Genomic DNA, 23,682 nt, shown 5'->3' with positions numbered 1-23,682 from the left:
CACAAAATACCCGTTGGCGGTAAGGGCGAGGTGTGCGGACACCAGGTGGACGCCGAGTCGTGACCGGGGCCGGGGCGGCTCAGTTGTCCGGTGAGCGCAGGACCCGCAGGTGGCCGCGGCGGGCGACCTCCATGGGGTCCGCCGTGCGGGCTCCGCCGCCGCCCGCCTCGGCCGCGCGCTCCTGGGGGCGGGCCGCCTCGCGCACGGCGTTGGCGAGCGCTTCCAGGTCGTCTCCGCTGGGCCGCGCGGGAGCGGAGCCGTCGATGAGGCGGACGACCTCCCAGCCGCGGGGGGCGGTGAGGCGTTCGGAGTGCTCGGCGCACAGGTCGTAGCAGTGGGGTTCGGCGTAGGTGGCGAGCGGGCCGAGGACCGCGGTCGAGTCGGCGTAGACGTACGTCAGCGTCGCGACGGCGGGTCGGCCGCAGGCGGTGCGCGAACAGCGACGTACAGGGCTCACGACGTTGGACGGTACCGCACTCTTGAGCGGGCCGCGACGACTCTCCACCACGTCACTCCACCGTGTCGTGCTGTGAAACACCCCACACACCCCTTCGGGGAGGCCGCGTTGACCTGCATGGACGGATGCTCGGCGGGTTTTGAGCACGACTCGATACGGTCATGAGTCAGTGCAAACACCGTCAATTGCCTTGAGTTCGGCGGTCTTGGAGGGTTACGGAAACGAGCCAGACGTTGGCTGGAACGGTCATCCTGCGACACGAAATGGACACGGCCGTTCGGAGTGGGGCTGAGGCTGATCGGGGGTGGGCCGATCGGCGCAGGGCGGCGCCGGTGACGGGCACCGGTGGAGGGCGGAGGGAGGGTGGCTGGTTGGCGTGGGGGCGAGGGGGGCGTTGCCGTGTGGGGCCGGGCGGGCGGAGCGGGCGAGGACTACGCTTCCCCAGTGATGGACAACCGTGTACCGCCCCGTGCCACCGGACCCGGGCCTCGCCGCCGTGATCGTCACGGACGGGGCATGCGGGGGCCGATCGCACCGCCGCAGGTGCCGCTGGCGGCGAGCCGTGCCGATGTGTTCGCGGATCTGGTGCAGGACTCCGTGGAGCGCCTCGAGCGGCGGTGGCCGCAGCTGGCCGACATCGATTTCCTCGTCCTGGAGGTGCCCCGGCTGGACGGGCGGGCAGAGCAGGCGTGGAGTGATGAGGCCGTGCCGCTCGGCGGGGTGGTTCCCGCGCAGGAGGGGCGGCGGGCGCGGGTGGTCGTGTACCGGCGGCCGGTGGAGATCCGCACCAAGGGGCGGGACGAGCGGGCCGCACTGGTGCACGAGGTGGTCGTGGAGCAGGTGGCGGAGTTGCTGGGGCTGACTCCGGAGACGGTGGATCCGCGGTACGGGGAGGACTGAGGCCCCGCGGGCCACGGCTGTGTGCGGGTGCCCCCCTCAGCCGCGGCCGGGCAACGGGGCGGTGCGACACCGCCCCCGTCGCCGCTACTTCTGCAGCACCGACAGGTCCTCCGTCGCTCTCGGTACTGCGACCATTCCGCGGTCGTTCGGGAGGGTTTGGATGGTGAAGCCGGGGACTCCGGACTCGGTGGCGGAGAGGGTGCGGGAGGCGTAGACGGGGCCGCCGGAGACGGTTTCCACAGTGAGCGCGTAAGTGCCCTTCAGAGCCGAGGGGACGGGGAACGCGACATTCTCGGTGGTGCCGGACTTGACGGTGAATGTCTTTGACGTCGGCGTGCCGCCCTCGCTGCCCGCCGAAGCGGTGACCTTGACCGTGGCGGTGGCGGTGGCTGCCGTCAGGGCGAGGGTCGTGCCCTGGGCGCTGTTGTCGGCCGAGGTCGCGCGCGTGCCGACCGGGGCGGTGGCCGGGATGAAGGCCGTCTCCTGGTTGTCGCCCTTGCCCCGGACGACCTGGAGGGCCGCCACCACCGGGACCGACTGGTCGGTGGGGGTCAGGACCAGGGAGCCCGCCTCGCCGCGGGTCACCGCGCCGAGGTCGGCGGTGCTCGTCATGCCCGACTTCACGTGCAGGGTCTCGTTGCCCGCCGGGGTGATCAGGCCGTCGGGTGAGGCCAGGCGGACCTTGAGGTCGGCGTCGTCGCCGCCGGGGGTGAAGGCGATCAGGCGGACGTCGGTGGCGTCCTTCGGGATGCCGGGCAGGACCAGGCTGCCGGCCGGGTCGGCGGCCGCAGCCAGCCAGTCGCCGCCCGCCTTGTCGTCCAGGGCCTGCACGGCCGCGCCGACCCGGCCGCTGCGCACGCTGACGTGCACGGTCAGGTCGGGCTGCCGCTGGTCGGTGAGCGTGGAGAGCAGGATCGGCTTGCTCGCGTGCGGCGGGACGGTGAGGTTCTCGCCCAGCGGGGACTTGATCGCGCCGTCCTTGCCGTACAGCTCGATGTCGACGACCGCGGCGGAGTCGTCGGGGTTGGTCAGGTGGACGTAGTCGGTGCGGCTCGCGGCCGTGCTGGCGCCCGGGAACCAGAAGTCGGTGTCCGCCGCCGTGCAGTTGACGCCCTGCAGGCCACGGCCGGTGCCGGCGGCGACCTCGGTGGTCTCCTGCATGGTCCAGCCGGGTGCGAACCTCCCGTCGGCGGTGCCGATGAGCGCGGGGGTGTCGGCGCCGGAGGTGTCACCGGTGACCGGGGTGCCCGGTGCCTTCGGGGTGAGCACCGGCTGGTCCGCCGTCTTCTTGCCCTTGGAGTCCTTGGCACCCTTGGTGCCCTTGGCGCCCTTGCCGGTCTGGGAGTTGTCCGTGCCGTCCCCCGACTGCTCGTCGGCCGCCTGGAGTTGGGCCTTGCCGCTGTTCGCCGTGCCCGCGGTGACGGGCGTGAACGACGTGTACGAGGTGTCGGCGATGTCCGAGATGCTCGGCGCCGGGCACAGCAGGCTCGTGCGCTCCACCGGGAGATGCGCGGCCGCCTGGGGAGCGGCGGCTCCGGACGCGGACGGGCCCTCCAGCGCGGCGAACGCGGTGACGGCGGCCAGCGCGGTGGTGGCGGCGATCAGGGACAGGGTGGTGCGGTTCACTGCTGGCTCCCGTCGGGGCGCTCACTGCCGGTGCCGTGGGGGTGCTGGGCCGGGTCATAGCCCTGCTGGGCGGGGTCGTACGCCGGGTCGTAGCCCTGCTGGTAGGCGGTCGGGTCGTACGGCATCTGGTCGGCCGTACCGCTGTAGGCGTACGGGTCGTACTGGCCCGTCTGCTGGTACGGGTCGGCCGGGTACGCCTGCTGGTCGTAGGCGGAGGGCTGGTACTGGCCGCCGTTCTGGTACTGGTCGGCTCCGTAGCCGGCGTATCCGCCGTTCGCGTAGGAGGCCTGGTTCCAGTCGTCGTAGGACTGCTGGTGCGGTACGGCGGCCTGGGGCTGGTCCGGCACGGGCGGCGCTGCGGGCTGTTCGGCGCCGGGCTGCTCGTCGGCGGCCTGTTCCTCGGCCTGGGCGCGCAGGCGGCGGGCGCGGCGGCCCTCGCCCGCGGTGGCCTGGGCGGGCTGCGGCTCCTCCTCGGGCAGGTCGTCGTCGACGTCGCGGCGACGGCCCGGCAGGGCGAGGACGACCAGGACGACGGCGAGCGCGCCCTGGGCCCACAGCCAGGCGGTGCGGGTGACCGGGGCGTCGTAGGTGACGTCCAGCTTCCCGCCGGCGGAGGGCAGCTGGAAGCCCTGGGCCCAGCCGTCGACCGTGGTGCGGGTGAGCGGCTTGCCGTCCAGGGTGGCCGTCCAGCCCGCGGAGGCGGTGTCGGCGAGCCGCAGGACGCGGCCGTCCGCGCCGGACGGGATGGTCGTGTGGATCTCCACCGGTCCCGCGCTGACCGGCTGGGCGGTGCCCGAGCCGCCGGCGGGGACGAGGGTGGCGCGGGAGACCTCCTGGTCGACCCGCCACAGGGCGCTGCCGTCCTGCTGGCTGAGCCGGCTCAGGCCGGGGGTGGTGTCGAGGACGCGGGTGATGTCGCGGGGCGCGCCCTTGTGGACCAGGACGTACCGCACGGCGAAGCCGCCGAGTTCGTCGGCCTGGTCGGCGCCGGAGCCGGCGATGAGGTTGGCGACGACCTTGTCCAGCCGGGTGTTCCGGCCGTCGGCGGCGCCGGCCTCGGCGTCGCCCATGCGGGCGCCGGAGCCGCGGACCAGGCTGTAGCGCACGTGCGCGGTGGAGTCGCTGTCCAGGATCAGGGTGCGGGCCCGGTCGCCGGTCGTGGAGTCCTCGGCGACGAACGCGGGCACCTGGGTCGGGTCACGGCGCTTCAGGGGGCCGTCGGCGCCGCCGATCATCCAGCCGGCGGCGACCAGCAGCGGGCCCGCGGCGCAGGCGAAGGCGATCAGGGCGGCGACGGGCTGGCGCCAGCCGAAGCTCTGCTCGGCCACACGCGCGCGTGCGCCGTCGGCGCCTAGGGCGGCGGCGGCCAGCAGGGCGATGCCGTAGACGAGGGTGGCCGGTCCGGCCCAGGCGGACCTGTTGGCCAGGACGGCGAAGACGAGAGCCGTCAGGGCGACCGCCCAGGCGGTGCGGATGCCGAGCTGACGCTCGGAGCGCAGCAGCGCGGCGAGGGCGGCGAGGACGATGCCGATGAGCATCAGGCCCTGCACCGTGCCGGGGCCGCCGGGGCTGGCGGCGAGCAGGTCGAGCGCGGAGGCGGCCGAGGCGCCGTACGCCAGGCCGGCTTCCTTGAAGAAGCCGGTCGGCAGCAGGGTCAGCGACCAGGGCGCGAGGGCCAGCAGCGGGGTGCCGAGCTGGGCGAGCAGGCGCAGGGCGTGGGCGACGGGGTCGGAGCGGCGCAGGACGAGCACGCCGATGCCGAGCAGCAGCGCCATGGGCCACACGATCGGGGTGAAGGCCGTGGCGATGGTCAGCAGCAGGGCGTAGGCCCAGGTGGCGCGCCAGCTGCCCCGCGCGCCGGACCGGTTCGCGAGGCCGCTCGCGGCGACGCCGGCGCGCGCGATCAGCGGCAGCAGTACGGCGAGGACGGCGGTGCCGATGCGGCCGCCGGCCAGGGCGCCGGTGGTGGCGGGCAGGAAGGCGTAGGCGATGGCCGCCCAGGCGCGCAGCAGCCGGGAGGTGACGAGCGGCCGGGAGGCGAAGTAGGCGGTGCACCCGGCGAGCGGCACCGAGGCGACCAGCAGGACGGTGACGGCGAGTCCGGTGGAGCCGAACAGGATCGTGGCGAGGGTCGCGATGAAAGCGAGGTAGGGCGGGGCGGCCGGGGTGCCGCCCGCGCCGACCGGGTGCCAGGAGTCGGCGAAGCGGGACCACAGCTCGCCGGCGCCGGCCGGGGCGGGCAGCAGGGCGCCGCCGGCGAGGGCGCCGGAGCCGAGCAGGGCACGGCAGGCGGTCAGGGAGATGAGCAGCAGCGCCAGGAAGAGCACGGGGCCGGGCTTGCGGGCGATCCGCTTGAGCCGGGCGAACTGCTCGATCTCCAGGAACTCGGCGTCGTCGCCGCCGGGCCCGGACTCCACGGCGCCGCCGTGCCGGCCGGCCGAGGCGGTTTCGGTGTCGGAGCCGCTGCTGAAGTTGGCGGTGAGCTGTTCCACGGTGGCGCGGATGGTGGCGCCGGGCGGTGGGAAGAGCTGGCGCAGTTCGGCCTTGTCGATCTGCGCGGGTCCACGGCGGCGGCGTGCGGCGATGATCCGCTCGGGGCGCAGCAGGGTGCTGAGGAGGCCGCGGATCTCGTCGACGGCCTGGCCGGGCACCTTGCCGACGAGGTAGGCGATGGTCCGCACGAAGGTGCCGAGGACGAGCCGCAGCAGCACCCAGGGCAGGGCGGCGCCGCGCATGTTGACGAGGAGGGTGTAGACGGCGCCGGCCTTGTCGACCTTGTGCGGGGAGGCGGCGGTGCGGCCGGCGCAGTCGACGGTGCGGCGCTCGCGGGAGGCGGCCTCGGCGTGCCGTACGACGGCGTCGGGGGCGATCAGGACGCGGTGGCCGGCGGCGTGGGCGCGCCAGCACAGGTCGACGTCGTCGCGCATGAGGGGCAGCCGGCGGTCGAAGCCGCCTAGCCGTTCGAAGACATCGCGCCGGATGAGCATGCCGGCGGTGGAGACGGAGAGCACGGTGCGCACGTGGTCGTGCTGGCCCTGGTCCTGCTCGCGGCGGTCCAGGCCGGTCCAGCGGCGGCCGGAGTTGGCGATGGAGACGCCGGCCTCCAGCAGCTGCCGGCGGTCGTACCAGCCGCGCAGCTTGGGGCCGACGACGGCCACGTCGTCGCGGCCCAGTTCCAGTTCGCCCTCGACGACCCGGAGCAGCTCGGCGAGGGCGTCGGGGGCGGGGGCGCAGTCGTCGTGCAGCAGCCAGAGCCACTGGATGGGCTCGCCGTGCGGCAGTTCGGGCATGTCGTAGGCGTCGTCGCGCCAGGAGCGCGTGACGGGGTCCCAGCCGCTGGGGCGCTTGAGATACGGCAGCTCTTCCGGGGTGAGCACCGGGGCCGTGCGGCTCGCCTCCTCGACGGCCTGGCCGAAGCCGGTGCGGCGGGCGAGGTGCAGCACGCCCGCGTCGCCGAGGGCGTCGGTGAGCAGCCGGGCGGAGTCGTCCGCGCTGCCGGTGTCGGCGGCCACCGCGCACTGCACGGGGCGCTCCTGGCCGAGCAGGCCGGCGAGGGCGTCGGGCAGCCAGCGGGCGCCGTCGTGGGAGACGAGGACCGCGGTCACCACATGACGCGGGAACTCGGGCGGGCGGGACGGATCAAACGCCGCTGTGGCAGCCGAGTCTTGGGCTGCCGTATGGCTGTGCACGGACATCGAGGTACGGGCCCCGGTTCGATGGACTGCGGTGGACGCCTGTGTCCTCTCGGGGTCGAGGGGGCAGCGGGGCGTCTCGGACGAGCGCCCACACTATCGGCTGGCCATGACGACGGCCCGCCGCCTGTGGATAACCCACCGGCGACGGGCCGTTCGTGACGTTTTCGTGTGGATGTGCGGTCGGACGACCGCTGGGCGCGTGGTCAGATGGCAGCCTTTTTCAGCCGGCGGCGCTCCCGCTCGGACAGACCGCCCCAGATGCCGAATCGCTCGTCGTTGGCGAGGGCGTACTCAAGGCATTCGGAGCGGACCTCGCAGGCGAGGCAGACCTTCTTCGCCTCTCTGGTGGAGCCGCCCTTCTCGGGGAAGAAGGACTCGGGGTCGGTCTGGGCGCACAGCGCGCGCTCCTGCCAGCCGAGTTCCTCGTCCGCGTCGTCGACCAGCAGTTGCTGCACCAGCTCGGTCATGTGCGCCCCTCGTCTGTCTTTCGCGTCCCCGTGCGTTGCCGTTACCGGTTTCGGCTGAACGACACGAGTGAAATTACAAGTGTGCTGCTCCGGGCGAGTCAAGCCGAGATCTGCTATTGAGCCCGTTATTCACTCTGCGGAACCAAGGCCGTGCGGAAAGTGTTCAAATCGCCATAAACCACAACCCGCAGGCGGGACCCGAGAGGCTGGTCGGATCCGTACAGGACTCTGTACGAAGAAGGACGCCCCCGCGTTCGATCGCGTTGCACGAGGCCTGAGCGCTCGGATGTGCGCCATGTGTCCCGGGGTCCGGGTGAACAAACCTTTCACCTGAGAGGTGCACCGGAAGAGGTGAACCGCGTCCCACATACCGGGCGCCGAGTTGACAGCTCAGGTGTGAGCCGGTGTCCTTGTGGGCATGCTCGCGAACTTGGCACTCACCTCGACCCGCACCGCCGGGTCCCACGGTGCTGCCCGGTCCCGCTGTAGCTGTTGTCGCTGTTCCAGCTGTTGAGCCTGCCCTCGCTCCAGCCGTCGCCGAGTCCTTCGATCCGACTCGGCAGCCCCCTCCCTCGCAGCACCTCCCTTCCGGACCTCCCGCGTCCGCTCCTTCGCCGAGGAACCACACACAGCGATGAACAGCGACAACGACCTCCAGATCGCCGGCGACATCCTCGAAGTCCCGCACCTGCTCCAGCCGCCGCGCGAGCACCCGGCCACCGTTGCCGAGTTCGTGGGCCTGGCCCGCTCGATCGCCGCCGACCGCTCCCAGTGGGCGCATCTCGTCCGCTACGACGCGACCACCCGCTGGTACCACCGGCTGCGCACCGGCCCCGGTTACGAGGTGTGGCTGCTGAGCTGGGTCCCGGGACAGGGCAGCGGACTGCACGACCACGGCCGCTCCTCCGGGGTCCTCACCGTCCTGGAAGGCGCTCTCACCGAGCGCACCGAGCGCGGCACGCGCGCGTTGGCGGCGGGCGCCCAGAGGGTGTTCGCGCCGGGGTACGTCCACGAGGTCGTCAACGACGCGCTGGAGCCGGCGGTCAGCCTGCACGTGTACTACCCGGGCCTCACCGAGATGCCCATGCACACCTCCCAGCACTGCGAGGCGCGCACCGAGCCGCGCCCGGTGAGCGCCTGAAACCCGGGCCCGCCGGGACCCGGGGGCTGCCCGAAATCCGACGGGCCCCGTCCGGTGACCGCCTGACGCGTTGTCGTACCCGCCTGCAACACTTGGCCCCATGCGCATTGTGGTTCTGGCAGGCGGCATCGGCGGTGCCCGTTTCCTGCGCGGTCTGAAGCGGGCCGTGCCGGACGCGGACGTGACGGTGATCGGCAACACCGGCGACGACATCCACCTCTTCGGGCTGAAGGTCTGCCCGGACCTCGACACGGTGATGTACACGCTGGGCGGCGGCATCAACGAGGAGCAGGGCTGGGGGCGGGCCGACGAGACCTTCCACCTCAAGGAGGAGCTGGCGGCCTACGGAGTGGGGCCCGACTGGTTCGGCCTCGGCGACCGGGACTTCGCCACGCACATCGTGCGCACGCAGATGCTCGGCGCGGGCTATCCGCTCAGCGCCGTCACCGAGGCGCTGTGCGACCGCTGGAAGCCGGGCGTGAGACTGATCCCGATGACCGACGACCGCGTGGAGACCCATGTCGCCGTCGAGGTCGACGGCGAACGCAAGGCGGTCCACTTCCAGGAGTACTGGGTACGGCTGCGCGCCTCGGTCCCGGCGCAGGCGATCGTGCCGGTCGGCGCCGAACAGGCCAAGCCGGCGCCCGGCGTACTGGAGGCCATCGCCGAGGCGGACGTCATCCTCTTCCCACCGTCCAACCCGGTGGTGTCCATCGGCACCATCCTCGCCGTCCCCGGCGTCCGGGAGGCGATCGCGGACGCGGGCGTGCCCGTGATCGGCCTGTCCCCCATCGTCGGTGACGCCCCGGTGCGCGGCATGGCCGACAAGGTGCTCGCCGCGGTCGGGGTCGAGTCCACGGCCGCCGCGGTCGCCGAGCACTACGGCTCCGGCCTGCTGGACGGCTGGCTCGTCGACACCGTGGACGCGGCCGCGGTGGAGCGGGTCGAGGCGGACGGCATCCGCTGCCGCGCCGTACCGCTGATGATGACCGACGTCGACGCGAGCGCGCAGATGGCGCGCGAGGCGCTGGCGCTGGCCGAGGAGGTGCGGGGAGCGTGACCGAGGAACGCTCCGAGCACACGGCGTACACGGTCCGGGCCCTCACCGGCATCGCCGAGGTGCAGCCGGGCGACGACCTCGCCAAGCTGATCGCCGCCGCCGAGCCGGGCCTGGCCGACGGGGACGTGCTGATCGTCACCTCCAAGATCGTCTCCAAGGCCGAGGGCCGGATCATGCGGGCCGACGACCGGGAGGCGGCCATCGACGCCGAGACGGTCCGCGTCGTCGCCCGGCGCGGCACGCTGCGCATCGTGGAGAACCGGCAGGGCCTGGTCATGGCCGCCGCCGGGGTCGACGCCTCCAACACCCCCGCCGGGACCGTGCTGTTGCTGCCCGTGGACCCGGACGCCTCCGCGCACGCGATCCGCGACGGCCTGCGCGCCGCCCTCGGCGTCGACGTGGGCGTGATCATCACGGACACCTTCGGGCGGCCCTGGCGCTCGGGGCTCACGGACGTGGCGATCGGCGCCGCCGGGGTGCGCGTGCTGGACGACCTGCGCGGAGGCACGGACGCGTACGGCAATCCGCTCAGCGCGACGATCGTGGCCTGGGCGGACGAGCTGGCCGCCGCCGCCGACCTGGTCAAAGGCAAGGCGACGGGCCGGCCGGTCGCCGTCGTACGCGGCCTGCCGCACGTCCTGGACCCGGAGTTCGAGGACGGCGCGCGGGCCCTGGTGCGGCATCCGCACGGCGACATGTTCCGGCTCGGCACCTCCGAGGCGATCCGGGAGGCGGTGACCCAGCGGCGTACGGTCCGGGCCTTCACCGAGCGGCCGGTGGACCCCGGCGCGGTACGGCGCGCGGTGGCGGCGGCGCTGACCGCGCCCGCCCCGCACCACACCACGCCGTGGCGGTTCGTGCTGCTGGAGTCGGAGGAGTCCCGCACCCGGCTGCTGGACGCGATGCGGGACGCCTGGATCGCCGACCTGCGCCGGGACGGCAAGAGCGAGGAGTCCATCGCGAAGCGGGTGCGCCGCGGGGACGTACTGCGCAACGCGCCCTACCTGGTCGTGCCGTGCCTCGTCACGGACGGCTCGCATCACTACGGCGACGCGCGGCGGGACGGCGCCGAGCGGGACATGTTCGTCGTGGCGATGGGCGCGGGCGTGCAGAACCTGCTGGTCGCGCTGGCCGGGGAGCGGCTGGGCTCGGCGTGGGTGTCGTCCACGATGTTCTGCCGGGACGTGGTGCGCGAGACGCTGGCGCTGCCCGCGGAGTGGGAGCCGATGGGCGCGGTGGCCGTCGGGCATCCGGCCGAGGAGCCGAGACCGCGGCCGGAGCGGGACGCGGGGGCGTTCGTCGAGGTGCGGTGAGTTCGGCGTACGCGGCCGCAGTCCTCGTACGACCGCCTAGTCTCGTAGGACGGCACCGGCTCCCCTGGACCTCATAGGACCTCATCCGTGGCAGGACGTTTCGCTCAGCGGCCCGCGCTCCCCCACAGCCCGAGAGGCGTGGGAGGTGCCCCCATGTCCGTGCGCGGCGGCCAGGTCGGCGTGCCGCCGGGCGCCGCCGCCGGGATACCGCGGCAGGCGGCGGCTCCGGCGCGAGTACGGCGATGGACGCCGGACGGGCCGCTCGATCTCGGGCTGGTGCTCGGACCGCTGCGCCGCGGACCCGCCGACCCCACCTTCCGCGCCACCGCGGACGGATCCGTGTGGCGAGCCTGCCGCACGCCCGCCGGGCCGGGCACGCTGCGGGTGCGGGCGTACGGCGGTGAGGTGCTCGGTGAGGCGTGGGGGCCGGGGGCCCAGTGGCTGCTGGACCGGTTGCCCGAGTGGCTCGGCGCGGCCGACGAGCCGGAGGCGTTCGTGCCCCGGCACCGGCTCGTGGCCTTGGCGCGGCATCGGCGCCCGGGCCTGCGTCTGACGCGGACCGGACTGGTACTGGAGTCCTTGATCCCGTCGGTGCTGGAGCAGAAGGTCACGACCGACGAGGCGTATCGGGCGTGGCGGCTGCTGGTGCGCAGGTTCGGGGAGCCGGCACCGGGGCCCGCGGGGGCGGGCGAGCGGCCGATGTTCGTGATGCCGACGCCGCGTTCCTGGGCGCTGATCCCCTCCTGGGAGTGGCACCGGGCCGGCGTGGACGACAAGCGGGCGTCGACGATCCTGCGGGCCGTGCGGGTCGCCGCGCGGCTGGAGCAGGCCGTGGGGATGCCGGCGGCCGAGGCGCAGGCGCGGCTGGAGGTCGTGCCGGGGGTGGGGCCGTGGACGTCGGCGGAGGTGGTGCAGCGCAGTCACGGGGCGGCGGACGCGGTGACGGTCGGGGACCTGCATCTGCCGGGGATCGTGGGCTGGGCGTTGGCTCAGGACCGGGATGCCGACGATGCGGTGATGCTGCGCCTGCTGGAGCCGTATGCCGGGCAACGGCATCGGGCGGTCCGGCTGATCCTGCTGAGCGGGCGGGTACCGGCTCGGCGAGCGCCGAAGATGCCCCGGGTGGACATCGGGGTGCTCTGAGGGCGCGCGCCATGCGGTGGCGGGGCAGGGGCGGGTTTCGCTCGCCCGCGCCCGCGGGGTGCCTCCCAGGCCCTTGAGGCGCTGGGAGAGGCACGACCGCCCGCAGCCGAGCGGACACGACGGCTCAGGGGCGCGGGCAACCGCGCGAGGAAGCACAGGATTGCCCGCGGACGGATTACCGGCGGGACCGCCCCCGGGTCATGGGGGTCTGGCGGCGCAGCCCCCATGGGTGGCGGCGGTCCCGGGGCGGCGTTACTGGTCGGAGGAGAAGCGGAGCGCTCCCGCGGGGATGCGGGCGTCGCACCACACCCGTACTCCCTCGCGGAGTTCGTTGTCGGCGCCGACGACCGCGCCGTCACCGATGACCGTGCCGGTGAGCACGGTGCGTTCGCCCACGCGGGCCTTCGCGCCGATCAGGGAGTCGGTGATGACCGCGCCGGGTTCGATGACCGCGCCGGGGAGGATGGTGGAGCCGGAGACGCGAGCGCCCTCGGCCACGAACGCGCCCTCGCCGACCACCGTGCCGCCCGTCAGCTTCGCGTCCGGCGCCACCGTCGCCGTGGGGAGCACGAGGCTGTCGCCGCAGCGGCCCGGGACGGCCGGGGACGGGGCGCGGCCGAGGACCAGGTCGGCCGAGCCGCGGACGAAGGCCGCCGGGGTGCCGAGGTCCAGCCAGTATGTGGAGTCGACCATGCCCTGGAGATGGGCGCCGGCCGCGAGGAGGTCCGGGAACGTCTCGCGTTCCACCGACACCGGGCGGCCCTGCGGGATCGTGTCGATGACCGAGCGGCGGAAGACGTACGCCCCCGCGTTGATCTGGTCGGTGACGATCTCCTCCGGCGTCTGCGGCTTCTCCAGGAAGGCCAGGACGCGGCCGGACTCGTCCGTGGGGACCAGGCCGAAGGCGCGAGGGTCGGCGACCTTGGTGAGGTGCAGCGACACGTCCGCACCTGCCGTCTTGTGCGTGTCGACCAGCGCCCTGATGTCCAGGCCGGTCAGGATGTCGCCGTTGAAGATCAGCACCGGGTCGTCGGGGCCGGAGTGCAGGCGCGAGGCGACGTTGCGGATGGCGCCGCCTGTGCCGAGCGGCTCCTCCTCCGTCACGTACTCGATGTGCAGGCCCAGGGCGGAGCCGTCGCCGAAGTACGGCTCGAAGACCTCGGCCAGATAACTGGTGGCGAGGACGATGTGGTCCACGCCCGCCGCCTTGGCGCGCGCCAGTTGGTGCGTGAGGAACGGCACCCCGGCGGCGGGGACCATGGGCTTGGGCGTGTGCACCGTGAGCGGACGCAGCCGGGTGCCTTTGCCGCCGACCAGGAGGATCGCTTCTGTCACCTGTCGTCTCTGCTTCCTGCCGGGAACGGCCGAACTACTCGTATCACTCGTATCATTCGTTTCGGCCGGTCAGTGTATGCAGACCGTAGCGGCGGCACCCTTGACGACCGCGCGGTTTCCCACGAGATCGGTATGAGAACGGTGTGAGACCCGCGGGCCCCCCGGCGACGGAACCGAAACGCGGCCCGCGGCCGGCTCAGCGCCCCTGGTAGCGCGCCGCGCCGGAACGGGCCGTGCCCAGCTTGGCATAAAGACGCTTGCCGGGACACTCGGTGGCGTACCCGTCCCGATGACCGGAGATGACGTTCAGCCGTACCTTCTTACCTTTGGCGTACAGGTTGCCACCAGCCGACGTGAGATATGTCTTTCCACGCGGATTGGCCCCATAGAGCCCGAGCTTCCACGCGGCGAGTCTCGCGATGGCGGTCAGAGCGGCCTTGGCCGGCTTGGTCGTGCTGTACGTGCCGATCACGGCGATGCCCATGCTGTTGTTGTTGAAGCCGAGGGTGTGCGCGCCGAGGACCGCCTTCGTCACGCCGCCCGCCCGGCCCTCGTAGATGGTTCCGCACTTGTCGACGAGGAAGTTGTAGCCGATGTCCCGCCAGCCCATGCCGTCCACGTGGTAGCGGTAGATACTGCGGATGACGGAGGGGGTCTGGGAGCACGAGTACTTGTTGCCGGAGGCCGTGTGGTGCACGAAGACCGCCTTGACCTTCTTCGTGTAGGCGAACCCGCCGCCGCGCAGTGACTCGTCCGCGCCCCAGCCGCGGCGCGTGACGATCCGTGGGCGCGGTCCGATGTACGGATTGCCCTTCTTCACCGGACCTTTGAGGCGGGCGAGTTCCCGCTCGGTGGCCCGCTTGCTCAGTGCCGGGATCTGCAGGGCGCCGAAGCGGGCGATGTCGGTGTTGGCGGCCGCGGCCGCGCGCGCCGCGTCCGAGTCCAGATCGGTGTGGGGCGTGTCGGCCTGCGCGTCGGCCGGCGCGCCCGCGGGCGGCGCCTCCTGACCGGGGTCGACGAGTTCGAGGCGCAGCCCCGACGGCAACGGCGGCTGCGACGGCCGTGCGCCGTCCGTACGGTGGCCGCGTCCGCCCGTGTTGCCGGCGGCGCGGACCCGGACGTCCACGCCCTCGGAGTCGCCCACCCACAGCGGTGCGGTGGCGCCGCGCACCCGCCGCGCGTCCCGTTCCGCCGTACCCGGGTCGGCGCCGTGGTCGGCGTTGTGCGTCTCGAGGTCCTGCCAGCCGGACCACTCGCCCGTCGCGGCCGACCGGGTGCGCACCTGGACCCGGCCCTGCAACTCGGTGTCCGGGTCCTGCCAGACGACGCCGACCAGCGAGAAGTGCTCGCCGTCGGGCCGGTAGAGCCCCTCTTCCGGGACGGTGCCGAGGACCCGCACGCCGGAGAGGGGGACGAGGGGCAGCGAACGGGTGCTGCCCGGGATCGCGGTCGCGGCCTTCGTGGTCGCGGTCGCGGCGCTTGCCGTGGTCACGGGCAGGGTCAGCGGGAGTGCGAGGGCCGTGGCGCAGGTGATGCCGATCGAGGAGCGGGCGATCGACGAGGCGCCGATGGTCGAATTCAGGAATCCGCGCATGCTCCTGATCTTGAACATAGTCGTACAAATCTGTCCATAGGTGAACTGGCGGGCCGTAGGCCACCGTTCCGCCGAACCGGTGGCACCGGCGCACGCCGCGCGCGCCCGCCCGCGCGTACCCTTTTCCGGGTGAACGCCACCGATCGCACCCCTGCCGACCTGCTGGCTTCCGCGCTCGCCGCGGACCCCGGCCGCCCGCTGGTGACCTTCTACGACGACGCCACGGGCGAACGCGTCGAACTGTCCGTGGCCACCTTCGCCAATTGGGTGGCCAAGACAGCGAATCTCCTCCAGGGCGAACTCTCCGCCGGGCCCGGCGACCGGGTCGCGCTGCTGCTGCCCGCGCACTGGCAGACGGCGGTGTGGCTGCTGGCCTGTTCCTCGGTGGGCGTGGTGGCGGATCTCGGCGGGGATCCGGGGGCCGCCGACGTGGTGGTCAGCGGGCCGGACTCGCTCGAAGCGGCGCGGGCGTGCCGGGGCGAGCGGGTCGCACTGGCGCTACGGCCGCTCGGCGGGCGGTTCCCCGAGCCGCCGGTCGGCTTCGCCGATTACGCCGTCGAGGTGCCGGGCCAGGGGGACCGGTTCGCTCCCTTCGCCCCGGTGGACCCGGAGGAGCCCGCGCTGATCGTCGCCGGGCGGGAGTTCAGCGGGGCGGAGGTGGTCGAGCGGGCCTTGGCCGAGGCGCCTGCGCTGGATCTGACGGGGCCGGGGTCGAGGCTGCTGTCGGGGCTGTCGTACGACACCTGGGAAGGGGTCGGCGCGGGGTTGTACGCGCCGTTGGCCGTCGGCGGGTCCGTGGTGCTCTGCCGGAACCTCGAACAGCTGGATGAGGATTCCCTCGCCCAGCGGATCGAGAGTGAGCGGGTGACCGCGGTGCGCCGGTAGGGGCCGAGGTTCCCCCAGTCGGAGCAGCAAAGGGCGCTTCGGGGCCCCTCCCCCGCCACGCTCGTAGGAGCAGGACACGACGCTCGTACGCCATGAGGGGGTGCCCCGCCCGTGACCGACTGCGCAGGCAAGGCCCTCGGTCCCGGTCTCGGAGCCTCGGCCACCGGGGAGGGGCTCGGGCGGCGGCGTCGGCGGCGGTGGGTGAAGGGGACGGCGCTCGGGCTGGCCGTGCTCGTGGCGGCGGCCGCCGGGACCGGCTGGGCCCTGTACGCCAAGCTCAGTGCGAACATCACGGCGGACGACGCGGCCGCCCGGGAACTGGCCCGGTACGAGCGGGAGCGGCCCACCGCGCTGGTGCGGGGCGCGCAGAACATCCTGCTGATCGGGTCCGACACGCGGGCCGGGGACGGGAACGCGCGGTACGGGCGGGATCTGGGCAGTGAGCGGTCGGACACCACGATCCTGCTGCATCTGGCCGCCGACCGGCGCAGTGCCACCGCCGTGTCGCTGCCGAGGGATCTGATGGTGGACATCCCCGGCTGCCGGCAGTCGGACGGCAGCCGCGGCGATCCGGTGTTCGCGATGTTCAACCACGCCTTCCAGGTGGGCGGTTCGGCGTGCACGATCCGGACCGTGGAGAAGCTGACGGACATCCGGATCGACCATCACGTGGTCGTGGACTTCAGCGGGTTCAAGGAGATGGTGGACGCCGTCGACGGGGTGCAGGTCTGCCTGAAGGAGCCCATCGACGACAAGGCGGCCAGGCTGAAGCTGCCCGCGGGGAAGGTCATGCTCGACGGGGAGCAGGCGCTCGGGTTCGTGCGGGCCCGCAAGTCGCTCGGCGACGGCAGCGACACCGAGCGGATGGAACGCCAGCAGCGGTTTCTCGGCGCGCTCGTCGACAAGATGCAGAGCACCGACGTCCTGCTGAATCCGGTGAAGCTGTATCCGGTGCTGGACGCGGCGACCTCCTCGCTGACCACCGATCCGGAACTGGCCAGTCTGCGTGGGATGTACCAGTTGGTGCGCGGGCTGCGCGACATCCCCACCGAACGGGTGCAGTTCCTGACCGTACCGAGGGAGTCGTACGTCTACGACGCCAATCGTGACCAACTCGTGGAGCCGGAAGCCGAGAAGCTGTTCGCGCGGCTGCGGGCCGACCGGCCGGTGGCGGTGGCCCGGAACGCGCCACGGGCGGCCACCGAGCCGGACGGAAAGGGCAATTCCCCCCTCGGGGCGGGCAATTCCCTCCTCGTGAAGGGCGGCCCCTCCCGCACGAAGGGCGAGCCCTCCCCCGCGCCCACGTTCCACGGGAACACCGCCGCAGAACACACCTGTGAGTAATGCGCGCATCAAGACGCCGGACTTCCCACCAGGAAATGGGGCGGATTGCCCAGTTGCAGGCAAGGGAATTTGTCACCGGCGTCGCTTGACGCTGAACTGGGCGGATAGTGTGAGCGATCCGGTGCACCCGGCCGCGAGGTCCGTCCTGGGGCCGTGCACTGTTTCACCGAGACCCGAGCGCCTTTGAGGGGGAAGGCGCCGCGTGGCCCCGACGGAGGATTCGGACAATCGTGGACGCGCAAGGCCGTGGGCGGGCGGACAACATCGACCCCGCAGATCAGTGGGTGCTCAATCCGAACACCGGCGAATACGAACTGCGACTGGGCCCTTCCGCACCGCAGTCGTCGGTTCCCCGCCCCCGCAGACCCGCCCCCCGGGACAACTCCGGTGGGCCGCGCCGCCGCAAGGACGCGGCGCCCGGCGAGACCCGCGAGACGGGCAGGGCGCGCGGCGGTTCCGTACCGCCGCCGCGGTCGGCCCGGCGCAAGGGCGGCGAGCCGGAGACCGCACAGGGGCGCAGGGCGTCCCGGCGGCCGGTGAAGAAGAAGTCGAAGGTCAAGAAGATCCTGGCGTGGACCGCCGGCGGCACGGCGTTCGTGCTGGTCGCCATCGGCACGGCCGGCTACCTCTACCTCAAGCACCTTGAGGGCAACGTCACCACGACGGACGTCGGCAGCGCGGCCAAGAACGGCTTCAGCAAGGACGACGCCTTCAACATCCTGATCATCGGCACGGACAAGCGCACCGGCAAGGGCAACGAGGGCTACGGCGACAAGGGCAGCGTCGGGCACGCCGACACCAACATCCTGCTGCACGTCTCCAAGGACCGGTCGAACGCGACCGCGCTCAGCATTCCGCGCGACCTGGTCACGAACGTGCCCGACTGCCCGACCAAGCAGCCCGATGACAGCGTGAAGGTCATCCCCGGCACGGACAACGTGCGCTTCAACACCAGCCTGGGGCAGGACGGCCGGGACCCCGGCTGCACCATGCGCACCGTCCAGGCGGTCACCGGCATCATGCCGGACCACTTCATGATGGTGGACTTCAACGCGGTGAAGACGCTGACCTCGGCGGTCGGCGGGGTGGACGTGTGTCTCGCGCACCCGGTGAACGACAAGGAGTCGCACCTGAAGCTGCCCGCCGGCAAGTCCACGGTGGAAGGCGAACAGGCGCTGGCGTTCGTCCGCACCCGGCACAGCTGGGGCAACCAGGGCGACCTCGACCGCATCAAGGCGCAGCAGCAGTTCATGGGCTCGCTGATGCGGAAGATGTCCTCCGGCGACACGCTCACCGACCCGACGAAGCTGATCGACCTCGCCGAGGCCGCCACGAAGGCGCTGACCGTCGACAAGGGCATCGGCTCCGTGGGCACGCTCAAGGACATCGCGCTGGAGCTGAAGAAGGTTCCGACGAAGAACATCTCGTTCGTGACGGTGCCCGTGATCGACAACCCGGCCGACGGCGCCGTCCACAAGACGGTCATCGTCAACCAGACCACCGCACCCCAGGTCTTCGACGCCATCAAGAACGACGTCTCCTTCACCGAGGTGAAGAAGCAGCAGAAGGCGGAGAAGGACGCGGAGGCCGCGCGTCTGAAGGGCAGCATGTCCGCGCCCGCCGACGTACGGGTGCGGGTCCTCAACGGCGGTGCCGAGGCGGGCAGTGCGCAGGAGACCCTGCAGTGGCTGCAGACCCAGGAGGGCGTGCTCAAGTCCGAGAACGCGGGCAACGCGGCCGCCCTGACCAGGACCACGCTGGAGTACGCGCCCGACCAGGCGGCCCAGGCGCGGGAGCTGGCGCATCTGATGGGCCTGTCCGGTTCCGCGCTCAAGCCCGGTAAGAGCGTGACCAACTCCCAGGGGCTGCCGGCGATGACGCTGACCCTGGGCAAGGACTTCAAGGGTGCGGGTGTCTCCCTCACCGCTCCGAAGAAAGCACCGGACGTCGACAAGTCCACGGCGGACAAGGTGAAGTGTGCTTCTTAGCTAATTCTTAGGTAACCAGGCGGGTCCGTCGTGCGTCTAACTGGGCGCGGGATGGGCCCGTTTGTACGCACAAGGGTGGGGAGGGCAGGAAGTTTGGCGCAGAGCGATGTGCGAGGGCAGGATCCTGCGGTCGACGACACGATGTCGCTCGCACCGAAGGTCGGCAGGGCGCCGGAGGGATCCGGTCGGCGCGGCGGCGGAGGGCGGCGCAGAAGCGGAAACCGTTCCGGGACCGGGCAGCCGCGCCGCAGACGTCGGGCCCTGCGCTGGTCGGCCATCACCCTCGCGGTGGTGATACTCGGTACCGCGAGCGCCGGCTATCTCTACTACCAGCACCTGAACGCCAACATCCAGAAGGGCCAGCGCAGCAGCGGCGACGACTCCAAGGCGCTGAAGACACCGGCGAACGCGGCCGGGCAGACGCCGGTGAACATCCTGCTGATCGGCTCGGACAGCCGTAACTCCGACGAGAACGTGAAGCTCGGCGGCGCCAAGTACGACCGCGGCAGCCCCCCGCTCGCCGATGTGCAGATGCTCATCCACCTCTCCGCGGACCGCAAGAGCGCCGCCATGGTGAGCATCCCCCGGGACACCCGCGTCTCCATCCCCAAGTGCACCGACCCCGACAGCGGCAAGGTCTACCCGGCGACCGAAGACATCATCAACACCACGCTGGCCCGCGGCGGCGCCGGCTGCACGCTGGCCACCTGGGAGAACCTCACCGGGGTCTACATCGACCACTGGATGATGATCGACTTCGCGGGTGTGGTGAGCATGGCGGACGCCATCGGCGGCGTCGACGTCTGCGTGAAGCAGAACGTCTGGGACCACTCGACGGCGGCCCAGCGCGGCGGCTCCGGGCTGAAGTTGACGGCCGGGACGCACAAGGTCCAGGGCGTGCAGGCCCTGCAGTGGCTGCGCACGCGGCACGCCTGGGGCAGCGACCTGATGCGGGCCCGCGCCCAGCACATGTACCTGAACTCGATGATCCGCACGCTGAAGCACCAGAACGTGTTCACCGACACCGGCCGGCTGATGGACCTGGCCGAGGCGGCCACCAAGTCCCTGAAGGTCTCCGAGGAGATCGGCACGGTCAAGAAGCTGTACGACCTGGGCACGGAGATGAAGTCGGTGCCGACGAACCGCATCACGTCGGTGACGATGCCCAACGTCAAGGACTCCCGGGACTCCGAGCACGTCGTGCCGGACCCGGCCGGTGCCGCCCAGCTCTGGCAGATGCTCCGCGACGACGTGCCGCTCGACAAGAACGGCACGGCCGCGGAGACGAAACAGGTCGCGAGCAAGGACACGGCGACCAGGTCGCCGTCCACGGACCCGGGCCGGCTGGGCGTGCTGGTGCGCAACGCCACCCGGACGTCGTCGCAGGGCGCGGTCCAGGGGCGGGCGAACGACATCAGCGAGGCGCTGGCGCAGAAGGGCTACGCGCGGGCGACCGCGGACACTTCGGGAACACTGTCCGCGGACAGTACGGTCGTGCAGTACCCGAGTGCGGACCTGCAGGGTGACGCGGAGGCGGTGGCGAAGGCGCTCGGGATCCCGGTGAGCGCGGTGAAGAAGTCGACCGAGGTGTCGGGGGTCACGGTGGTCGTGGGCGCGGACTGGCGCACCGGCACCGCCTATCCCCAGAAGGCCAAACCGAAGGCCGGCGACGTACCCTCCGGCTCCGACGCCATCAACGGGTCGGACGCCTCGCAGTGCATGGACGTGTACAAGCCTTATCAGTGGTAGCCACCGGTGGTGGCCATCAGTGGTAGCCATCAGTGGTAGCCATCAGTGGTAGCCGAATGGCCCCTCCCGGAGTGCGGGAGGGGCCATTGAGGTCTGTGCGTGCGTGGCTGCGGTACGCGCTTCAGTGCGCGCTGAGCACCGCCGGACGCCGCGACGCGATGACCTTCTTCGCCAGCGACTTCGGGCTGGTCAGAAAGCCCCAGCCCCACGACATGTGCATGGTGGCGAGGGCCACCGGGATCTGCAGCCGGGCCTTCAGGGGCAGCCCCTCGCCCGCCGGGACGGAGCCCGCGACGATCGCCGCCAGATAGCCGCCGGGGACGACGAAAGCCCACGGGGTGAGCGCCGCGCCGGCCACGATGCCGGCCGCTATCGCGCACACCGCCGTCGGCGGGGCGAGATAGCGCAGGTTGATGGAGCCGGAGTGGTAGCGGGCCACGACATGCCGCCAGCGGCCGTAGTCCTTGTACTGCTTGGCGAGGGCCCGCACGCTCGGCCGCGGCCGGTACGACACCTTCAGCTCGGGCGAGAACCAGATGAGCCCGCCCGCCTCCCTGATCCGGAAGTTCAGCTCCCAGTCCTGGGCGCGGATGAACTCCTCGTTGTAGCCGCCCTGTTGCTCCAGCGCCTCGCGGCGGAAGACACCGAGGTAGACCGTCTCGGCGGGGCCCGCCTCGCCGCCCGTGTGGAAGGCTGCGTTGCCGACGCCGATCTTCGAGGTCATGGCGGCCGCGACCGCGTGCTCCCAGGCGTTCTCGCCCTCGGCGTGCATGATGCCGCCGACGTTCTGCGCGCCGGTCTCCTCCAGCAGCCGGACGGCGGTGGCGATGTAGTTCGGCGAGAGCATGCCATGGCCGTCGACGCGGACCACGATCGGGTGCCGGGACGCCTTGATCGCCGCGTTCAGCGCGGCGGGGGTGCGGCCGGTGGGGTTCGGGACGGTATGGACGCGCGGGTCTTCGTTCACCAGCTCGGCGGCGATCTCGTCCGTGCGGTCCGCGGACGGACCGAGGGCGATGACGACCTCCAGCTCGCCGGCGTACTCCTGCGCGAGGATCGCTTGGACGGCCCCGCGCAGATGCCGCTCCTCATTGAGGACGGGCATGATCACGGAAACAGCGGGGAGCCGCACGTCGGGCTTGGCGTTCATAGGGGGCTCACGTTACCGCGAACGGGGGACACCGGTGCGCGCCGCCGGGGCGTAAGACGCGGGCTGGAGATCGTATCGGCCTACGGTGCTCACGGATCCCACGTACGGCCTCGCCCGGAGGTGTCCTTCTTGGCCAGCCCGCCCCGGTTGCCCGCTCGTCCGCAGCGCCGACCGCAGCCACCCCGCCGTGTGCCGCGCCCGCCCGAGCGGCCCGTGAGGTCCCTGCGACCGCCGCGGCGGCCCCGGTGGGCCATGCGGGCGGTGACCACGCTGTCCGTGCTGGTGCTGGCCTCCGCCGGGATCGGGCACGCGGTGATCAGCAGCCTGGACGCGGGTATCGCCCGGGTCGACGCCTTCAAGGACATGAAGAACCGGCCCCGTGCGGGCCACGGTACGAACGTGCTGCTGGTCGGCACCGACGGCCGCGACAAGATCACCGAGCAGGAGCGGCGGCAGTTCCGGCTGGGCGGGGTGCCCTGCCACTGCACCGACACGATGATGATCGTGCACATCTCGGAGAACCGGGACCGGGCCACCGTGGTGAGCCTGCCGCGCGACTCCTACGCCGAGGTGCCCACGCCCAACGACGACGCTTCCGGACCGCCGCATCCGATCAGGCTCAACGCGGCCTACGCCGAGGGCGGCCCGCAGCTGACCATCCGCACGGTCGAGAACATGACCCATGTGAAGATCGACCACTATCTGGAGGTCGACTTCGCCAGCTTCATGAAGACCGTGGACGTCCTCGGCGGCGTGAAGATCTGCACGACGTCCCCGCTGAAGGACTCCTACACCGGCCTCGACCTCGCCCCCGGCACCCACACCCTCGGCGGCGGGCAGGCCCTGCAGTACGTGCGGGCGCGGCACATCGACGGGGCGAGCGACCTGGGCCGGATGAAGCGGCAGCAGCAGTTCCTGGCCGCGCTGATCGAGCGGGCCACCTCCTCCGGGGTGCTGCTGAACCCGATGCGGTTCCGGGACGTCACGCGGGCGGTGCTCGGCTCGGTCCGCGCCGACGAGGGCTTCGGAGCCGACGAGCTGCTCGACCTCGGCCGGGCCATGCGGACCTTCTCCCCGTCCTCCTCCGAGTTCGTCACCGTGCCCATCGGGCAGATGAACTACGACGTCAGGGGCATCGGCTCGACCCTGAAGTGGGACCAGGCCAGGGCGGACCAGCTCTTCACGGCCCTGCGCGACGACAAGCCGCTCACCTCGGACCAGCCGCACCGCGGCCCCGCGCCCACACCGGTGGAGGTGGACCCGCGGCAGATCCGGGTCCAGGTGGCGAACGGCACCGCCACGGAGGGACTCGCGGGGCGGGTCGACACGGCGCTCGCGGCGACCGGCTTCGCCACGACCCGCCAGCCGGTGACCGCCCCCGGGCATGTACCGCACACGGAGATCTTCTACGACCCCCGCTGGGACCGCTCGGCCCGCTCCCTGGCCGCCGCCCTGCCCGGCAGCGAACTGCGTCCGACACCGGGCCAGGGCCCGCTGCTGAAGGTGACCGCCGGAGCCGACTTCAGAGACGTCCGCAAGGTCCGCTTCGAGGACCCGTCCCAGCCACAGCAGAACGTGCTGCGCGGCGACGAGGTGGTCTGCACGGGGACTGCCTGAGAGCGGGCGGGTACGGGGGGTGAGTGGGTACGGGTGAACCCGGGCGGGCCCGAGCAGGTCCGACGAGTCCAGGCGGACCCGAGCAAGTCCGGGCAGGCCCGGGTCGGACCGGGCAAGTCCAAGTGGGCCCGAGCAGGCCCGGGTGGGTCCGGGCAGGCCTGGGTGGGTCCGGGCAGGCCTGGGTGGGTCCGGGCAGGCCTGGGTGGGCCCGGGTGAGT

The 23,682-nt window shown here is 72.2% G+C and carries 17 protein-coding genes; 10 read left to right on the top strand and 7 right to left on the bottom strand.

What is annotated here, in order from left to right; all coding sequences use genetic code 11:
* Positions 1 to 79: 79 nt before the first annotated feature.
* Positions 80 to 505, bottom strand: a complete 426-nt coding sequence (locus tag AB0L75_RS10115; protein WP_365178001.1) for a DUF3499 domain-containing protein — start codon at positions 503 to 505, stop codon at positions 80 to 82.
* Positions 506 to 904: 399 nt separating this feature from the next.
* On the opposite strand from AB0L75_RS10115, the gene AB0L75_RS10110 reads away from it, so the two are divergent.
* Positions 905 to 1,357, top strand: coding sequence for a metallopeptidase family protein (locus AB0L75_RS10110; RefSeq protein WP_365177998.1), 453 nt, complete (start codon positions 905 to 907; stop codon positions 1,355 to 1,357).
* Positions 1,358 to 1,441: 84 nt separating this feature from the next.
* Here the strand turns inward: AB0L75_RS10110 and AB0L75_RS10105 are convergent, their stop codons facing one another.
* From AB0L75_RS10105 to AB0L75_RS10095, 3 genes are all read right to left on the bottom strand, one after another.
* Positions 1,442 to 2,983 (bottom strand): DUF5719 family protein, encoded by a 1,542-nt coding sequence (locus AB0L75_RS10105; protein WP_365177995.1) that lies wholly within the window; start codon positions 2,981 to 2,983, stop codon positions 1,442 to 1,444.
* The gene (locus AB0L75_RS10100; protein ID WP_365177992.1) at positions 2,980 to 6,591 is read right to left on the bottom strand and encodes a glycosyltransferase; all 3,612 of its coding nucleotides are present in this window, start codon (positions 6,589 to 6,591) and stop codon (positions 2,980 to 2,982) included. Before AB0L75_RS10100 ends, AB0L75_RS10105 begins: the two co-directional genes overlap by 4 nt.
* A gap of 290 nt (positions 6,592 to 6,881) precedes the next feature.
* The gene (locus AB0L75_RS10095; protein WP_010986447.1) at positions 6,882 to 7,145 is read right to left on the bottom strand and encodes a WhiB family transcriptional regulator; all 264 of its coding nucleotides are present in this window, start codon (positions 7,143 to 7,145) and stop codon (positions 6,882 to 6,884) included.
* 634 nt (positions 7,146 to 7,779) lie between these two features.
* Here AB0L75_RS10095 and AB0L75_RS10090 point away from each other — a divergent pair.
* The 4 genes from AB0L75_RS10090 to AB0L75_RS10075 all read left to right on the top strand — a co-directional run bounded on the left by AB0L75_RS10090 (position 7,780) and on the right by AB0L75_RS10075 (position 11,802).
* Positions 7,780 to 8,286, top strand: coding sequence for a cysteine dioxygenase family protein (locus tag AB0L75_RS10090; protein ID WP_365177988.1), 507 nt, complete (start codon positions 7,780 to 7,782; stop codon positions 8,284 to 8,286).
* Positions 8,287 to 8,386: 100 nt separating this feature from the next.
* Positions 8,387 to 9,346, top strand: a complete 960-nt coding sequence (cofD, locus tag AB0L75_RS10085; protein WP_365177985.1) for a 2-phospho-L-lactate transferase — start codon at positions 8,387 to 8,389, stop codon at positions 9,344 to 9,346.
* Positions 9,343 to 10,659, top strand: coding sequence for a coenzyme F420-0:L-glutamate ligase (locus AB0L75_RS10080; RefSeq protein ID WP_365177982.1), 1,317 nt, complete (start codon positions 9,343 to 9,345; stop codon positions 10,657 to 10,659). The genes cofD and AB0L75_RS10080 overlap by 4 nt, the downstream gene beginning before the upstream one ends.
* A gap of 153 nt (positions 10,660 to 10,812) precedes the next feature.
* The gene (locus AB0L75_RS10075) at positions 10,813 to 11,802 is read left to right on the top strand and encodes a DNA-3-methyladenine glycosylase 2 family protein (protein WP_365177979.1); all 990 of its coding nucleotides are present in this window, start codon (positions 10,813 to 10,815) and stop codon (positions 11,800 to 11,802) included.
* 252 nt (positions 11,803 to 12,054) lie between these two features.
* Here AB0L75_RS10075 and AB0L75_RS10070 read toward each other — a convergent pair whose 3' ends face one another.
* Both AB0L75_RS10070 and AB0L75_RS10065 read right to left on the bottom strand, forming a co-directional pair.
* Positions 12,055 to 13,137, bottom strand: a complete 1,083-nt coding sequence (locus AB0L75_RS10070; protein WP_365177976.1) for an NDP-sugar synthase — start codon at positions 13,135 to 13,137, stop codon at positions 12,055 to 12,057.
* A 196-nt stretch (positions 13,138 to 13,333) separates the two neighbouring features.
* Complete coding sequence (locus AB0L75_RS10065) at positions 13,334 to 14,731, bottom strand: peptidoglycan recognition protein (protein WP_365177973.1); 1,398 nt, start codon at positions 14,729 to 14,731, stop codon at positions 13,334 to 13,336.
* A gap of 129 nt (positions 14,732 to 14,860) precedes the next feature.
* Between AB0L75_RS10065 and AB0L75_RS10060 the strand changes: the two genes are divergently transcribed.
* From AB0L75_RS10060 to AB0L75_RS10045, 4 genes are all read left to right on the top strand, one after another.
* On the top strand, positions 14,861 to 15,616 hold the full coding sequence (locus AB0L75_RS10060) for a TIGR03089 family protein (RefSeq protein ID WP_365177970.1): 756 nt from the start codon (positions 14,861 to 14,863) through the stop codon (positions 15,614 to 15,616).
* Positions 15,617 to 15,727: 111 nt separating this feature from the next.
* Positions 15,728 to 16,960, top strand: a complete 1,233-nt coding sequence (locus AB0L75_RS10055; RefSeq protein ID WP_365177967.1) for an LCP family protein — start codon at positions 15,728 to 15,730, stop codon at positions 16,958 to 16,960.
* A gap of 230 nt (positions 16,961 to 17,190) precedes the next feature.
* A complete protein-coding gene (locus AB0L75_RS10050; protein WP_365177964.1) occupies positions 17,191 to 18,948 on the top strand; it encodes an LCP family protein in 1,758 nt (585 codons plus the stop codon).
* Between the two features lie 141 nt (positions 18,949 to 19,089).
* Positions 19,090 to 20,697: an LCP family protein gene (locus AB0L75_RS10045; RefSeq protein WP_365177961.1), complete on the top strand. Its 1,608-nt coding sequence runs from the start codon at positions 19,090 to 19,092 to the stop codon at positions 20,695 to 20,697.
* Between the two features lie 121 nt (positions 20,698 to 20,818).
* On the opposite strand, the gene AB0L75_RS10040 is transcribed toward AB0L75_RS10045, so the two are convergent.
* A complete protein-coding gene (locus tag AB0L75_RS10040) occupies positions 20,819 to 21,847 on the bottom strand; it encodes a glycosyltransferase family 2 protein (protein WP_365177959.1) in 1,029 nt (342 codons plus the stop codon).
* A 252-nt stretch (positions 21,848 to 22,099) separates the two neighbouring features.
* Here AB0L75_RS10040 and AB0L75_RS10035 point away from each other — a divergent pair, with 252 nt between their 5' ends.
* Positions 22,100 to 23,464 carry an LCP family protein gene (locus AB0L75_RS10035; RefSeq protein WP_365177956.1) on the top strand — a complete coding sequence of 455 codons (1,365 nt, stop codon included), beginning with the start codon at positions 22,100 to 22,102 and terminating at the stop codon, positions 23,462 to 23,464.
* Positions 23,465 to 23,682: the final 218 nt, after the last annotated feature.

The sequence above is a fragment of the Streptomyces sp. NPDC052101 genome (assembly GCF_040680235.1).
In the GTDB taxonomy this organism is placed as follows: domain Bacteria; phylum Actinomycetota; class Actinomycetes; order Streptomycetales; family Streptomycetaceae; genus Streptomyces.
This window is presented reverse-complemented; position numbering and strand designations above follow the sequence as displayed.